This window comes from Micromonospora sp. CA-248089, assembly GCF_050948515.1.
GTDB lineage: Bacteria > Actinomycetota > Actinomycetes > Mycobacteriales > Micromonosporaceae > Micromonospora.
Genome location: NZ_CP192016.1, coordinates 2,047,719 through 2,062,239, shown reverse-complemented (window position 1 = coordinate 2,062,239; position 14,521 = coordinate 2,047,719). Strand labels below are relative to the sequence as shown.

16 protein-coding genes are annotated in these 14,521 nt (G+C 72.2%); 10 read left to right on the top strand and 6 right to left on the bottom strand.

Going from position 1 to position 14,521, the window contains the following annotated elements; genetic code table 11:
- Nucleotides 1-101: 101 nt before the first annotated feature.
- The 3 genes from ACQP26_RS09900 (at nucleotide 102) to ACQP26_RS09890 (ending at nucleotide 3,180) form a co-directional block, all read left to right on the top strand.
- Nucleotides 102-1,238 carry an SPFH domain-containing protein gene (locus tag ACQP26_RS09900; protein WP_433495541.1) on the top strand — a complete coding sequence of 379 codons (1,137 nt, stop codon included), beginning with the start codon at nucleotides 102-104 and terminating at the stop codon, nucleotides 1,236-1,238.
- Nucleotides 1,235-2,323, top strand: a complete 1,089-nt coding sequence (locus ACQP26_RS09895; protein ID WP_433495540.1) for a hypothetical protein — start codon at nucleotides 1,235-1,237, stop codon at nucleotides 2,321-2,323. Before ACQP26_RS09900 ends, ACQP26_RS09895 begins: the two co-directional genes overlap by 4 nt.
- A 158-nt stretch (nucleotides 2,324-2,481) precedes the next feature.
- Nucleotides 2,482-3,180 carry a DUF4386 domain-containing protein gene (locus ACQP26_RS09890; RefSeq protein WP_281578523.1) on the top strand — a complete coding sequence of 233 codons (699 nt, stop codon included), beginning with the start codon at nucleotides 2,482-2,484 and terminating at the stop codon, nucleotides 3,178-3,180.
- 6 nt (nucleotides 3,181-3,186) lie between these two features.
- Here ACQP26_RS09890 and ACQP26_RS09885 read toward each other — a convergent pair whose 3' ends face one another.
- The gene (locus ACQP26_RS09885; RefSeq protein ID WP_269700919.1) at nucleotides 3,187-3,966 is read right to left on the bottom strand and encodes an SDR family NAD(P)-dependent oxidoreductase; all 780 of its coding nucleotides are present in this window, start codon (nucleotides 3,964-3,966) and stop codon (nucleotides 3,187-3,189) included.
- 86 nt (nucleotides 3,967-4,052) lie between these two features.
- On the opposite strand from ACQP26_RS09885, the gene ACQP26_RS09880 reads away from it, so the two are divergent.
- Nucleotides 4,053-4,892, top strand: a complete 840-nt coding sequence (locus tag ACQP26_RS09880; protein ID WP_269700920.1) for a helix-turn-helix transcriptional regulator — start codon at nucleotides 4,053-4,055, stop codon at nucleotides 4,890-4,892.
- 21 nt (nucleotides 4,893-4,913) lie between these two features.
- Here ACQP26_RS09880 and ACQP26_RS09875 read toward each other — a convergent pair whose 3' ends face one another.
- Together ACQP26_RS09875 and ACQP26_RS09870 are read right to left on the bottom strand one after the other, a co-directional pair.
- Nucleotides 4,914-6,173 (bottom strand): cellulose-binding domain-containing protein, encoded by a 1,260-nt coding sequence (locus tag ACQP26_RS09875; RefSeq protein WP_433495539.1) that lies wholly within the window; start codon nucleotides 6,171-6,173, stop codon nucleotides 4,914-4,916.
- Between the two features lie 206 nt (nucleotides 6,174-6,379).
- Nucleotides 6,380-7,279 (bottom strand): DUF6745 domain-containing protein, encoded by a 900-nt coding sequence (locus ACQP26_RS09870; protein WP_281578525.1) that lies wholly within the window; start codon nucleotides 7,277-7,279, stop codon nucleotides 6,380-6,382.
- Between the two features lie 144 nt (nucleotides 7,280-7,423).
- On the opposite strand from ACQP26_RS09870, the gene ACQP26_RS09865 reads away from it, so the two are divergent.
- The gene (locus ACQP26_RS09865) at nucleotides 7,424-7,900 is read left to right on the top strand and encodes an SRPBCC family protein (RefSeq protein ID WP_269700923.1); all 477 of its coding nucleotides are present in this window, start codon (nucleotides 7,424-7,426) and stop codon (nucleotides 7,898-7,900) included.
- Between the two features lie 28 nt (nucleotides 7,901-7,928).
- Here ACQP26_RS09865 and ACQP26_RS09860 read toward each other — a convergent pair whose 3' ends face one another.
- Nucleotides 7,929-9,104, bottom strand: a complete 1,176-nt coding sequence (locus ACQP26_RS09860; RefSeq protein ID WP_281578526.1) for a hypothetical protein — start codon at nucleotides 9,102-9,104, stop codon at nucleotides 7,929-7,931.
- A gap of 199 nt (nucleotides 9,105-9,303) precedes the next feature.
- Between ACQP26_RS09860 and ACQP26_RS09855 the strand changes: the two genes are divergently transcribed.
- Nucleotides 9,304-9,642: a hypothetical protein gene (locus ACQP26_RS09855; protein ID WP_281578527.1), complete on the top strand. Its 339-nt coding sequence runs from the start codon at nucleotides 9,304-9,306 to the stop codon at nucleotides 9,640-9,642.
- 103 nt (nucleotides 9,643-9,745) lie between these two features.
- Nucleotides 9,746-10,150 (top strand): DoxX family protein, encoded by a 405-nt coding sequence (locus ACQP26_RS09850; RefSeq protein ID WP_281578528.1) that lies wholly within the window; start codon nucleotides 9,746-9,748, stop codon nucleotides 10,148-10,150.
- 24 nt (nucleotides 10,151-10,174) lie between these two features.
- Here ACQP26_RS09850 and ACQP26_RS09845 read toward each other — a convergent pair whose 3' ends face one another.
- On the bottom strand, nucleotides 10,175-11,305 hold the full coding sequence (locus ACQP26_RS09845; RefSeq protein WP_433495538.1) for a glycoside hydrolase family 53 protein: 1,131 nt from the start codon (nucleotides 11,303-11,305) through the stop codon (nucleotides 10,175-10,177).
- An 11-nt stretch (nucleotides 11,306-11,316) separates the two neighbouring features.
- A complete protein-coding gene (locus tag ACQP26_RS09840) occupies nucleotides 11,317-12,495 on the bottom strand; it encodes a cellulose binding domain-containing protein (protein ID WP_281578530.1) in 1,179 nt (392 codons plus the stop codon).
- Between the two features lie 200 nt (nucleotides 12,496-12,695).
- Between ACQP26_RS09840 and ACQP26_RS09835 the strand changes: the two genes are divergently transcribed.
- From ACQP26_RS09835 to ACQP26_RS09825, 3 genes are read left to right on the top strand one after another with little or no spacing between them, the layout of a single operon-like run.
- The gene (locus ACQP26_RS09835; protein WP_269700929.1) at nucleotides 12,696-12,974 is read left to right on the top strand and encodes an FmdB family zinc ribbon protein; all 279 of its coding nucleotides are present in this window, start codon (nucleotides 12,696-12,698) and stop codon (nucleotides 12,972-12,974) included.
- Nucleotides 12,975-12,995: 21 nt separating this feature from the next.
- Nucleotides 12,996-14,249 carry a formamidase gene (fmdA, locus tag ACQP26_RS09830; protein ID WP_433495537.1) on the top strand — a complete coding sequence of 418 codons (1,254 nt, stop codon included), beginning with the start codon at nucleotides 12,996-12,998 and terminating at the stop codon, nucleotides 14,247-14,249.
- A gap of 1 nt (nucleotide 14,250) precedes the next feature.
- Nucleotides 14,251-14,499: a hypothetical protein gene (locus ACQP26_RS09825; RefSeq protein ID WP_433495536.1), complete on the top strand. Its 249-nt coding sequence runs from the start codon at nucleotides 14,251-14,253 to the stop codon at nucleotides 14,497-14,499.
- Nucleotides 14,500-14,521 lie beyond the last annotated feature (22 nt).

Genomic DNA, 14,521 nt, shown 5'->3' with positions numbered 1-14,521 from the left:
GTGGGCGCCGATAGGCGCAGAATCGTTCTCTTTTCGCAGGTGGCGGGCGGTTGCTATGGTCGCCCGCGACGTCGGAGACCGGTGCCGAGGAAAGGGTTGCGATGGGGCTGATGGACAAGCTCCGGGGCGAGCTCATCGACATCATCGAGTGGCTGGACGACAGCCGCGACACGATGGTCTGGCGATTCCCCCGGTATCAGAACGAGATCAAGATGGGCGCCCAACTGGTCGTCCGGGAGTCCCAGACGGCGGTGTTCGTCAACGAGGGGAAGATCGCCGACGTCTTCCCGCCCGGGACGTACACGCTGGAGACCCGCAACCTGCCGATCCTGTCCACCCTGAAGGGCTGGAAGTACGGCTTCAACTCGCCGTTCAAGGCCGAGGTGTACTTCGTCAACACCCGGCAGTTCACCGACATGAAGTGGGGCACCCAGAACCCGGTCATCCTGCGCGACGCCGAGTTCGGCGTGGTCCGGGTGCGGGCCTTCGGCGCCTTCGCGGCCCGCGTGGTGGACGCGTCGCGCCTGCTGCGGGAACTGGTCGGCACCGACCCGCAGTTCCGCACCGAGGAGGTGCAGGAATACCTGCGGCAGCTCATGGTGGGGCGCCTCGGCGGCGCGCTCGCCACGGCCGGGGTGCCGCTGCTGGACCTCGCCGCGCACCAGGACGCGATCGGCCGGCGGCTGGCCGCCGTGCTGACCGAGGAACTGGCCGAGGTCGGTATCGCGATCCCCAAGTTCGTCATCGAGAACGTGTCGGTGCCGCCGGAGGTCGAGCAGGCGCTGGACAAGCGGACCAGCATGGGCGCGGTCGGCGACCTGGACCGGTACACCCGCTTCCAGGCCGCCAACGCGATGGAGGCCGCGGCGAACAACCCGGGTGGCGAGGCGGGCGCGGGCATCGGCCTGGGCATGGGCATGGCGATGGGCCAGCAGATGGCCCGGACCATGGGCGGTGGCGCGGCCGCGCAGCCGGCGCCGGCCCAGCCCGCCCCCGCGCAGCCGGCCGCCGCCGAGCCGCCGCCGCTGCCGGGCCAGGCCCAGTGGTACGTGGGCGTCGGCGGCCAGCGCCAGGGTCCGTACGACCTCGGCGGGCTGGCCGAGCAGGCGAACGCGGGCGCGCTCGGCGCGGAAACGCTCGTCTGGCGTACCGGGATGGCGCAGTGGCAGCCGGCCGGGCAGGTGCCCGAGCTGGCGTCGGTGCTCGCCAGCGTCCCGCCGCCGCTTCCGCCGCAATGAGCGACACGGCTGTCTCACCGCCCTCCTACCAGTGCGGGGGTTGCGGCGCCCGGGTGGAGTTCGCGCCCGGCACGACCGCGCTGAGCTGCCCGTACTGCGGGCACCGGCAGGAGATCGCCGGTGCCGGCCGGGAGGTGCGCGAGCACGCGTACGCGGATCTGGCGTCGCTGCCCCGCAAGCCGGTGGCGAGCGTCGGGGCGCACACGTTCGTCTGCCCGGGCTGCGGCGCCCGGACGGAGAGTGACGCGCTGGCTCAGCGCTGCCAGTTCTGCGCGACTCCCCTGGTGTCCGACGCCGGGGCGGGTGAGCTGATCGCGCCGGAGGCGGTGCTGCCGTTCGCGGTGGACCGCAACGGTGTGCGGACGGCCCTGGGCCAGTGGTGCCGCAGCCGCTGGTTCGCGCCCGGGAGCCTGAAGAAGATCAGCGAGGCGGAGACGCTGAAGGGCACGTACCTGCCGCACTGGACGTTCGACGCGCGGACCGTGTCGGACTACCAGGGCCAGCGGGGCGAGCACTACTACGTCACCGAGACGTACACGGTGACCGTGGACGGCAAGCAGCAGACGCGGACCCGGCAGGTGCGGCACACCCGGTGGCATCCGGCCGCCGGCACCGTACGCCGGGACTTCGACGACGTGCTGGTGCCCGCCACCACCCACCTGCCCACCGAGCAGTTGGACAAGCTGGCGCCGTGGCCGCTGGCCGAGGCGACCGCGTTCCACGGTGACTACCTGGCCGGATACCAGGCGCTGCGGTACGACACCGAGCCCGAGGCGGGCCTGACCGAGGCAAAGGCGCGGATGGCGCCGGTCATCGAGAAGGACTGCCGGTCCGACATCGGCGGTGACGAGCAGCGGGTGTCCGCAGTGGACACCGTGTATTCCGACGTGTCGTACAAGCTGGTCCTGCTGCCGGTGTGGATCGCCGCGTACCTGCACGCGGGCCGGTCGTACCAGGTTCTGGTGAACGCGCGCACCGGTGAGGTCATCGGTGAGCGGCCGTACAGCACCGCGAAGATCGCGGCGGCGGTGTTCGCCGCGCTGGTGCTCGTCGCCGTGGTGGTGGCGTTCATGATGAGTCGTTAGCGTCGCCGCGCCGTCGAACGCCACGGGCCACCGGTAACCGTCACCGGTGGCCCGTGCGCGTCGCGCCAGGAGACTGACCGAGCGGCCGATTCGCCGCCGCGCCCATCCGCCGCAGAGTGAGGGAACGACCACCGGCCGAGCGGCGAAGGGCAGCCCCGATGGACTCACTGCGCAAGACGTCGCTGGTCGCGGGCGGGTTCTACCTGCTCACCTTCGTCTCGATCCCGACCCTCACGCTGTACGCCCCGGTACGCGAGGCGGACTACATCCTCGGCACCACGCCGGACACCCCGGTCGTCGTCGGCGGCGTCCTGGAGGTGATCGTCGCCCTCGCCTGCATCGGCACCGCGGTCGCGCTGTACCCGGTGCTCAGGCGGCAGGGCGAGGCGCGGGCGCTGGGCTTCGTCGCCGCCCGCGTGCTGGAGGCCGCCGGCATCTTCATCGGCGTCGCGAGCATCCTGACCCTGGTCGCCCTGCGGCGTGCCGGCGCCGAACCGGACGCGCTGGTCACCGGCCGGACGCTCGTCGCCTTCTACGACTCGGTGTTCCTGCTCAGCCAGGCGCTCCTCCCGGCCGTGAACGCCCTGCTGCTGGGCACCCTGCTCTACCAGTCCCGCCTCGTACCGCGCGTGCTGCCGCTGCTCGGGCTCGTCGGCGCGCCACTGCTCGTCGCCTCCGACCTCGGCACCCTGTTCGGCGCCTGGGACCGGCTGTCTCCGGTGGCGGCGGTCGCCGCGCTGCCCATCGCGGTGTGGGAGTTCTCGCTCGGCGTCTACCTGGTCGTCAAGGGCTTCCGGCCCTCCCCCGTGACGGCCGGCGCGGTCGAGCCCCGCCCGGTCCAGGACGCCACCGTCTGAGCCGGGTCAGGCCCGCGCGCCGCCGTCGACCCGCAGCACCGTGCCGGTGACGAAGGAGGCGCGGTCGCTGAGCAGCCACGCGGCGGCCTGGGCGATCTCGTCCGGTTCGGCGGCCCGGCGCAACGGGCTGGCGGCGGCGAGCCGGTCGATGATGCCGGGCGACTCCGCGTCCCAGGAGCGCATCATCTCGGTGAGCGTGCTGCCCGGGGCGATCGCGTTGACGCGGATGCCCTCCGGCCCGTAGGTGATCGCCGCGGACTCGGTGAGGCTGTTCACCGCCCGCTTCATCGCCCCGTACGCGGGCAGCGCGGGGTTGCCCATCAGGCTGCCGACGCTGGAGTTGTTCACGATCGCGCCGGTGCCGGCGGTGGCCCGGATCGCGGCGACCTCGGCGACCATGGCGAGCCACGGCCCCTTGAGGTTGACGGTGTAGATGTGGTCGAAGTCCTCTTCGCGTACCCGGTCCATCGGTCCGGGCGGCACGATCGTCGCGCCGTTGTTGAAGGCGACGTCGAGGCGGCCGTACACCTCGACCGTGCGGTCCACGGCGGCGCGCACGCTCGCCGCGTCGGCCAGGTCGCAGAGCACGTACTCGGCGGTGCCGCCCGCGGCCCGGACCTGCTCGGTGACCGCCTTCAACTGCTCCTCGGTCCGGGCGGCGAGCAGCACCCGGGCGCCCTCGGCGGCGAACAGCCGGGCCGCCGCGGCGCCGATGCCGCGCCCGGCGCCGGTGATGAAGGCGACCTTGCCTGCGAGCAGGCCCTCAGTGTTCCGTGTGGTGTCCATGCGGCAAGCCTGCGTGCGGTCGCCGAGCCCATCCAGGCACCGGCGGTACCTGGTTACGCTTCGCGGCACGCGGGCACACTGGGGTCGTGGACCGACGTGAGCTGGCAGTGTTCCTGCGCAGCAGGCGGGAGCGGATCGCCCCGGCCGACGTGGGCCTGCCCGCCGGGCAGCGCCGCCGCACGCCGGGGCTGCGCCGCGAGGAGGCGGCGCGGCTGGCGTTCATCTCGACCGAGTACTACACCCGGCTGGAACAGGGGCGGGGTCCGCGTCCGTCGCGGGAGGTGCTGGCCGGGCTGGCCCGCGCGCTGCGGCTGTCCGACGCAGAACGCGACCACCTCCACCACCTGGCCGGGGAGTCGCCCGCGCCGCCGCCCGGGCCACCCCGGGAGGTACGCCAGAGCGTGCTGGACCTGCTGCACCGGCTGCCGCAGGCGGCGGCGTTCGTGACCTCGGCGACGTTCGAGGTGATCGCCTGGAACGACCTCGCGGCGGCCCTCATGGAGGACTTCTCCGCGGTGCCCCGGCGGGACCGCAACCTGGTCCGCCGGGCCTTCCTCGGCCCGCACCTGATGTACGGCGTGTCGGACGCGAGCGAGTTCGCCCGCCACTCGGTCGGGCGGCTGCGCGCCGCCGCGGCCCGCTATCCGGACGACCCGGAGATGGCCGCGCTGATCGCGGACCTGCTCGCCGGCAGCGAGGAGTTCGCCCGCCTGTGGGCCTCCCACGACGTCGGCGGCGCGCGGACGCTGAGCAAGACGTTCCGGCACCCGCTGGTCGGGCCGGTGACTGTCAACTGCGACGTCCTCGACATCACCGACCGCGACCAGCAGGTGGTCATCTACACCGCCACGCCCGGCTCCCCCTCGGAGGAGGCGCTGCGGCTGCTCTCCGTGATCGGCACCCAGCGGATGACCGTCGAGCACTGACCCGGCCACGCCGGCGGACCGTCAGCAGCCGATGCGGGTGGAGCCCATCGCCACGTCGTCGTACCAGAGGGTGTCGGCGCCGCCGCCGTAGCTCTCCCAGCCCAGCTTCAGGTCGGTGAGCTGCGGTCGCCAGGTGCGGTTGTACCACTGGCCGTCGATGTCGTGCGTCGGTACGCCGTCGGCGGTCAGCCCCGTCACGGCGACGCCGTCCAGCCAGGTACGCAGCTGACCGGCGGAACCGTCCACCATGAACTCCAGGCAGGCCCAGCGGTTGGTGGGCAGCGGCACGCTCTGCGCCACCCCGGCCGGGCTCTGCTCGGGCAGCGTGGCGTCGTCGGACGCGCGGTTCCACTGCAGCGCGCCGTTCTGGCCGCCGAGCCGCAGATCCCGGTTCCCGTCGGCGGCGTCAGCCATCGTGATCATCGTGGTGTGGTCGGTGGGCTGAGCGGTGGTGTGCCGCACCCAGATCCGGGCGTACCTGATGCTGCCGAGGCCGCTGAGATTCTTCGTGGTGCGGACGAAGACGTGGTTGCAGTACCCGGCGGCGCCGTTGATCCGTACCGCGCGGCTGCCGCTGTGCGTGGTGGTCGTGTCGATGGTGGCCGTGCCGGCGCCGGAGCAGTCCGGGCTCACCACGCTCCAGTCACCCGACGGCGTCGGACCGGTCTGGTTCTCGAAGCCGTCGCAGAGCACCGCCCCCGCGCACCCGCTCGGCGGCGGGGTGGTCGGCGGCGGCGTCGTGGGAGGTGGCGTCGTGGGCGGCGGGGTGGTCGGAGGGGCCGTCGTGGGCGGCGCGGTCGTGGGCGGCGGCGTGGTCGGCGGAGCCGTCGTCGGCGCCGTCGTGGTGGGCGGCGGCGTGGTCGGGCCGGCGCCGTTGCACGGTACGCCGTTCAGGCTGAACCCGGTCGGCGCGCCGCCGGCGGTGCCGTACGTGCCCTGCACGCCGAACTCGGTCGAGCCGCCGGCCGGAATGGTGCCGTTGTACGACACGTTGCGGGCGGTCACCGTCGACCCGGACTGGCTGACCGTGGCGTTCCAGCCGTTCGTGACGCGCTCGTCACCGGCGTACGTCCAGGTGACGGTCCAGCCGGAGACGGCTGTGTCGCCCGGTGACACCTTGATGTTCGCGGTGAACCCGCCGGGCCACTGGTTGGGGGTGTAGTCGACCCGGCAGCCCTGTGCGGCTGCGGCCGGGCCGGTGAGCAGGGCCGTACCGGCCGCGGTGACGGCGGCCAGCGCGGCGACGGCCGCCACGAGCGGGCGGGCGCGGAGAATCGTCATGGGAAGTCCTTCGGCGTCGGACAGGGCGCAGCGGCGCGCGTCCTCGTCGGACGCGGCGGTGCGCGAGGGTGCGGCGCGGCGGTGCGCCACGGTGAGTGGTCGCTGCGTACGACCGATGTGCCCGGCTCGAAGGTGGCCCGGTCAGCCGCCGAGGTCCGGTTCTCGCGGACCTCGGCGACGCCCGAGCTCAATCTATTTACCGCCGCCTATCCAATCAAGGTCTGCGCCCGTACGGATGCCCCGTCAGCCGGCTCGGCACCCGCGCCGCCCAACCGTGGTTGCCAGCCGTCGCGATAGCGCAACCCGCCGGGTCGCAGCCGGATCCGGTCGTGGGGCGCACCGGGGACCGGTTCGGTCCGGATCGTCTCCGGCCGGTCCACGACGACGCAGACCTCCTCCCCCGGCCACCACCAGCCGCAGGAGCGGGCCAGGTCGGCCCAGGTGTCGAGGTGTCCGGACTCGTCCGGCCCGTACCGGGCGAGACCGAGCCGGCGCAGCACGTCGTAGTAGGCGATCCAGGACGCGTCCTGCTGCCCGTACCAGCACACCGGCACCGGGCCGTCGCTCGCGAGCGCCGCACGCACCGGCAGGTAGAACCCGTGCGCGAGACTCCGGTGAAGTGCCCGGCGGACGCCCTGGTGCAGCACGACCGCGAGCGGTACGCCGCTGTCGAGAGCCCGGAGCGGCGCCAGCTCGGGCCAGGGCTCCTTGGCCTTACCGGTACGCGCGGGGGACAGCTCGGGATCGGTGTGCGCGACGCCCGCGCTGAGCACGCCCCGGAGCTGGGAGACGACCATGGCGATGTCGCTCGCCGGCATCGGCGTCCGGGGCGGCCGTACCGCCCGGACGCGCTCGTGCAGCTGGTCGAGGGTGGGCCAGCCGCTGACCAGAGAAAGTGCCTTGGCCGGCGAGTCGACCCATTCGAACCGGGGCCGGGGCCGCGACGCCCTCGCGTAGACGGCGGTCAGGCAGCGCTCGGCGGTCGGCCGGTCGGCCGTCTGTGTGGACAGGGCGTGGTCGAGCCATTCCTGGCGGATCCGGACTGCCTGCTGCCACAGATCGTGCGGGATCTTCGCGGCGTCGTCGCGCCGCGTGGGGGCGCTCATCGCGCCGGGGCGTCGCCGCCCTTCCGGTAGGAGATCATGCAACGACTCTGACCCACGTCGCGGCACCGCTCAAGCGAATTCCGGTTCTTCTCGGTCATCCGCTCGTGGCCCGTAGTGGTGCGTCCCGGCCATATAGTGACCCTCGTGGACAGTGACCGTCTGACCCGCTCCCCTGTCGTCACCGCGCAGATGCTCATCCGCCGGCCCGCCGCCGAGGTCTTCGAAGCGTTCGCCGATCCGGCGGTGACCACGAGGTTCTGGTTCACCAGGAGCAGCGGCCGGCTGGAACCCGGCGCCACCGTCACCTGGGACTGGGAGATGTACGGCGTCTCCACCGTCGTGACAGTGAAGGACGTGGAGGAGAACCGCCGCATCCTGGTCGAGTGGGATCCCGAGTCCCCCACCCGGGTCGAGTGGCGATTCCTGCCCGGTGACGGCGACACCACGCTGGTCCGGGTCACCGAGAGCGGCTTCGCCGGCACCGCCGACCAGGCCGTCAGTAAGGCGATCGACTCGATGGGCGGGTTCACCATGGTGCTCTGCGCCTGCAAGGCGCTGCTGGAGCAGGGTGTGCTGCTGAACGCGGTCGGAGACGCCCACCCGTCCGGATTCGAGGACTGACCCGCCCGCCACCGGCTCGGCGGTCCGGTCAGGCGCCGGCGACCGGCACCGGCGCGAACAGGGGTGGCGCCGGATCGGCTGCCCGGATCGCGGTCACGAGCTGGGCCAACTGCGGGTAGTCGTCGCGGGCCGCGCGGAGCAGGTGGTCCGCGTCGGCGTGGTTGCCGAGGTACGACTCGGCGGCCGCGCGCAGGAGAAGCGCGACGGCGCAGAGGTCGCGCGGTTCGGCATCTGGGCGAACGTCGAGAAGCAGCTGTCGCGCGTCCCCGGGTCGCTGGTCGAGCAGGTGAGCCAGGCCCGTCACGATCCGGGCGGACAACGCGCCTGGCTGCGGCCGGACGGCGATCCGGGCGAGTTCCGAGATCTCCCGCACGTCCCGGCGTGCCACGGGCGCGCCGGCCACCACCGCGGCGTACAGGTACCACAACCCGAACTGGACGCTCAGCACCTGGCCGATCGCGGCGGCGGGATCGGTGCGGCCCGCGCGAGCCAGCGCCGCGAGCCGCTCGGCCTCGGTGACCAGTTCTGCCGACCGGGTGGGCGCCGCCATCAGTCTCTGCTGGTAGGCGGCGAGGGCCAGGAGCGGGTCGTCGCCGGAGCGGGCCTGAATCCCGAGCCGGTGGACGTCACCACCCACTCGGGCAACCGCCCGCACCGCCCTGACCACCTCCTCCTGGTAGTAACCCGCCCGCAGCCCGTCACGGGCGGCTGCCGGAGCCCGGAGCCAGCGGAGCAGGTTCTGACCGTCACTGCAGGTCGAACGCCCCGGAAGGAGGTTGGTCAGGCCGAGCAGCGCCCCGACGAACGCGGCGCCGAGCAACGTCAACCGCGTCAACGCCGTACCGGTGGACGTCGACACGACGACGAGTGCCGTCGCGGCGCACAGGTTGGCCAGCGGGCCCCCGGCGTAGAACAGCACCATCCGCAGCGGCAACGCCATCGTCGACGGTGAAGGCCGGACCGACACCTCGTTGCGCCAGCCGTTGAAGGGCGCGACACGGACCGCGACGACCGGCAGGCGCAGCAGCTTCGCCGCGACGAGGTGGCCGCCCTCGTGCAGCACGAGGTGCAGCCACAGCGACACGCAGGTGACGCCGGCGGCGGCGATCGCACCCGTCACGGACTCGGTGACGAGCAGCGCGAACGCCGTCGTCTCCACCGCCAGGAGGAGCGGCACGGCGAGCAGCCGACGACGGAGCTTCACCAGGAGAGGGTACGGCCGGGATGCCGAGCAGCGTGCCCCTCGGCTGATCGGCCCACGGGCCGAACCCCTGAAATCGGATGCCGGGCCCCGGCCATGATCAGCACAATGGAGGCGTCCACCGGGATCGGGAGGTGATCGGCATGCCAGAGAGGCGTTAGTCCCGCGCACGGTGCGCGGGCGGCCGGAGGGCGGTCGTCACATGGCCCGTACCGACATCCACCGACCCGAGCGGGTGCAGCGGCGGGATCCGTACCTGCGCCACTGGTTCACCGACATCCACCGGCACGACTCCGGCCCGTGCGACCTGGCAGAGTTCCTCGCCTCGCCGAGGCGGATCCGTACCCGCTGCCACCGCGAGGTGTCGCCGCAGGCGCCGAACCTCTGCGGCTGCCGGCTCTGCACCTTCCAGGCGTACCGCAGGCTCGGCCGCCGCCAGGAACGCGTCGCCTGGCGTTCGATCCGCCGGTGCGTCCTCGCCGAGTACCGGGGCGGCGAGCGCGATCTCGACGTGCCCCCGATCCGTGGGAAGGCGTGGTAGCCACACGCTTGACCACCGATGAGTTCACCCGCCCTGGCTGGTCTGACCCGGTGTATCCGATCGGATGCGGAGAACCGGCAGACCGCCAGGAGGGACGAGAACCATGACCGTCGTCGACACCACTCCCCCGCCCGTCGCCCGTGGGCTGAACCGCACGTTGTGGGTGCTCCAGGGCTTCCTCGGCGTCTTCTTCATCGTCGCCTCGGCCGCTCCCAAGCTGTTCGGCGAGACGAACACGGTCCAGACCTTCGAGGACATGGGCGCCGCGCCCTGGTTCCGGTATTTCGTCGGCCTGGTGGAACTGGCCGGTGGCATCGGGCTGCTGGTGCCGCGGCTGGCGGGTCTGGCCGCCGTCGGGCTCGCGCTGCTCATGGTCGGCGCCGCGATCACCCAGGCGTTCATCCTGGACGGCGGCGCGCTGGTGCTCACCCCCGTGGTGTTGTTCGTGCTGTTCGTGTTCATCGCGTGGGGCCGCCGCCACTCGATCACCCGGCTCCTCGGACGCTGAACCGGGGGTGCGCCGGCCGAGCCGTCAGGGCGTCCAGCGCACCCCCGGGTTCACCCGCCCGTACCAGTCGAAGAGGGCCATGTTGTCCCACCCGTTCCCGGTGCCGTTGATGTTCGCCGGGTCCCAGCCGTTGCCGGGGACGGCGTACCAGGTGGGTTCCCAGTAGAAGACCCCGATGGCGCCGGCGTTGCGGGCGGTGTTCTGGACCCAGTCGAACTGCTGGGCCTGTCCGGCCCAGGTGGCGCTGATGCCGTCGCAGGTGGCGTCGCCGGCGATGACGTTCGGCTGGCCGTCCGCGTCGGCCCGGGTGAAGGGGTACGCGGTCTCCACGATCACCACCGGCTTCCCGTAGCGGTTCCGCAGGTCGACGATGTTGTTGTAGAGGTTCGCCAGGCTGCCGTGCCACACGCAGTAGTACGACAGGGCGGTCATGTCCCACTGCACACCCTGGGCGCGGATGCCGTCGTAGAACCACCTGGCGTTGGCGTTGCTGTCCGCGTTCGCGGTGTGGATCATGACGGGGATACCGCCGCCGCACGCCTTCACCGCGTTGTAGCCCTGCTTCAGCAGCCCGGCCAGCGGGGCGAAGTCGTTGTTCACGACCTTGCCCTCGTTCCACAGCATCCCGACGTTGATCTCGTTACCGATCTGCACGCTGTCCGGCAGGGTGCCCTGCCCCCGCAGGGCGGCGCAGACGTCGTAGGTGAAGGCGTACACGTCGTTGCGCAGCTGACTGAGGCTGTGCCCGGCCCAGGCGGCCGGCTTGTACTGCTTGCCGGGGTCGGCCCAGGTGTCGGAGTAGTGGAAGTCGATCAGCACCTTGAGGCCCTTGGCCTTCGCGACGCGTGCCTGGGCCAGCACCTTGCTCTTGTTGTTGTAGCCGCTGGCCGGGTTGTTCCAGACGCGCAGCCGGACGTAGTTGGCGCCGGCGGACCGGAGGATGTCCAGCGGATCGCGGGCGACCCCGCCGGCGTCGTAGTACTTCGCCCCCAGGTCCAGGCTGCGCTGCAACGAGGAGACGTCCGCGCCCCGCATGACGAGCGTGTTCGCGGCGGCGACGGGCGCCGGCGTACCCCCGATCGTGGTGGTGAGGGCGAGGACGACGGCCGTGACGGCCCCGGCCAGGGTCCGGCGGCGGCGATGCGGTGTGCTCACGGGATTCCCTCTCAGCCGACAGTGCAGGGCGCGCCGTTGAGCGAGAACGCGGTCGGCGGCGCGTCGCTGGCGCCCCACCGGCCCTGGAAGCCGAAGGTCGCGGATCCGTCCGGCGCGATGACCCGGTTCCAGTCGACGTTGCGGGCGGTCACCGTGGCGCCGGTCTGCCCTACTGTGGCGTTCCAGGCGTTGGTGACCTGCTGGTCGCCGGGGAATCCGAACGTGACGATCCAGCCGTCGACCGGCGCCGTCCCGGTGTTCTGGACCGTCACCGCGGCGACGAAACCGCCGGGCCACTCGGACTGGTTCCGGTAGGTCACCCGGCAGGTCGAGGGCGGCGGTGGCGGCGGAGTGGACGTCGTGGGCGCGGCGACCGTGTTGGAGGCGATCGACACGTTGCCGGCGGCGTCCCGGGCCCGCACGTAGTACAGGGTGCGCAGCGGCGTCGACGGGGGCAGCGGCCCGGTGTACGTGGTCCCCGGCACGGTGGCGACGAGCGTCGAGGTGAACCAGCCGTCGAACCGGTAGATGTTGTACCCGAGCACGCCGACGTTGTCCGTCGACGGCGCCCAGGACAGCGTGGCGGCGGAGCCGGGCACCTCGCTGACCGTGAGGTTCTGCGGCGCGCTCGGCGGGGTGGTGTCCGGGCCGGTGTCGGTCACCGGAGTAACCACCTTCAGCTCGTCGGTGGCGGGCGAACGGCGGCCGTCGCCGTCGCGGGCCGACACCCGGAACGAGTACTGCTGGCCCGGCTGGATGTAGTTGGTGATCGTCACGGTGGTGACGTCGCCGAGGCTGACGCTGTAGATCACGTCGCTGAAAGCCTGGTAGTAGGTGATGTCGTACCCGACGACGGGGCAGCAGCCGCGCGTGGCGGCCGTCCAGGTGAGGGTGACCGACGTGGTCCGCACCTGGGTGGCGGCCAGGTTCGTGGGCGCGCTCGGCGGGAACGGCGTGGTGCTGGGCGGGTCGGGCGTCCTGGGCGTCGACGTGGGCGTCACAGTCCCGGTCGGGTCCGCGAGGGGCACCGCGGCGCCGCCGGGCGCCGGTGCGGCAGCGGGGTACGCGGTGCCGGCGCCGGCCGACGGCGCGGCGCTCAGGGCGGTGACCAGTACCGCGGCCGACAGCACGGCGGCCGGCAGACCCGGCCGCAGGCGGCGGAACAGCGAGGACGACGAGACGGCAGCCATACGTCGACGATGCCGTCAACACATCGATGATCGCCAACGTGTCCCACACCTCGGTCGGCACGGCAGCCTCTCGCGAGGTACGACTCCTGCCTGATTCGTCGTTTTGCGCCGCCTATCTGATGGATCAGACACAATCGGAACGACAGGGTGACCGCTGCAGAACGGCCACCGCACGTACGAAGGCTGGACGGGAACCCGCGATGGCCACCTTCGAGTACCGCTGCCCGCAGGACGGCAACTTCGACGTCGCGATGCCGATCGGCACCGCGGGCCCGTCGACGAGCTGCCCCCGGTGCGGACGCCCGGCGACACGGGTGTTCTCCGCGCCCCGGCTCGCCCGCATGCCGGCGGCGCTGCGCGAGGCCGTCGACCGGACCGAGCGCAGCGCGGAACAGCCGGAGGTGGTCGGGCGGGTACCCGGCGGTCGCCCGGCGCGCCGCTCGACGAATCCGGCCCACGCCCGCCTGCCCCGATGGTGACCACGAGAAGGGCTCAACGCCGTGCCTGAACTGCTGTTCCCCCTCGACTCCGCGAAGAGGTTCACCGACCAGGAGAAGGTCGGGCACAACCGCTGGCATCCCGACATCCCGCCCGTGGCGACGGTCCGGCCCGGACAGTCGTTCCGTGTCCACTGCCGCGAGTGGTTCGACGGCGCGATCCACAACGACGACTCCGCCGAGGACATCCGGGACGCTCCGCTGACCCGGGTCCACGCGCTCAGCGGCCCGTTCGCGGTCGAGGGCGCCGAACCGGGCGACCTGCTCATGGTCGACATCCTCGACATGGGCCCGATCCCGCAGGAGTCCGGCCCGCTGGCCGGCCAGGGCTGGGGTTACACGGGCATCTTCCCCAAGAACAACGGCGGCGGCTTCCTGACCGAGCAGTTCCCCGACGCGTACAAGGCGGTCTGGGACTTCTCGGGGCGCAAGGCCACTTCCCGCCACATCCCCGGGGTCTCGTTCACCGGGATCGCCCATCCGGGGCTGATGGGCACCGCCCCGTCCGCGTCGCTGCTGGCCACCTGGAACCAGCGGGAGGGTGCGCTGATCGCCACCGCGCCCGACCGGGTGCCGCCCCTGGCCCTGCCTCCGGAGCCGCAGGACGCGATCCTCGGCAGCCTCACCGGCGCCGACTTCGACCGGGTGGCCGCGGAGGCGGCGCGGACCGCTCCGCCCCGGGAGAACGGCGGGAACCAGGACATCAAGAACTTCACCGTCGGCAGCCGGGTCTTCTATCCGGTGTTCGTGCCGGGAGCCAACCTGTCCCTCGGCGACCTGCACTTCTCCCAGGGCGACGGAGAGATCACGTTCTGTGGCGCCATCGAGATGGGCGGCTTCGTCGACCTGCACGTCGACCTGATCAAGAACGGCATGCAGACGTACGGCGTCGCCGAGAACACGATCTTCATGCCGGGTGACACCCCGCCGCAGTACTCCCAGTGGCTGGCCTTCTCCGGGCTGTCGGTCACCCTCGACGGCGAACAGCGGTACCTCGACTCGCAGCTCGCCTACCAGCGCGCCTGCCTGCACGCCATCGACTACCTGACCCGGTTCGGCTACCAGCCGGAACAGGCGTACCTGCTGCTCGGTGCCGCACCGATCGAAGGGCGGCTCTCCGGCGTGGTGGACATCCCCAACTCCTGCGCCACCGTCTACCTGCCCACCGAGATCTTCGACTTCGACGTCCGCCCCTCGGCCTCCGGTCCGACCCGGATCGACCCGGGCAAGGGCGCCCCGAAGGCCACCATGCGGTGAGGTGAAGCTCGCGCACGGCTCCTCCAACGGCCGCAGCAGCTCCACCGTCTACGGCGGCCACGAGCACAAGCTCCGGCACACGCCGGAGGCGCTCGAGGACTCCGCCGTGCCGCTCACCGTCACCGGTCACGAGGTGGTGGGCGCCGGTGTGCCATTCGTCGCCGGGCAGCGACGACGTCCGGTGGTCCGCGCCCCACCGTACGACCCGGCCACACCGCCCGAGCGATTGAGCAGGTCAGAGCCGGGGTAGTGGCCCTCCTCGCGGAAGATCA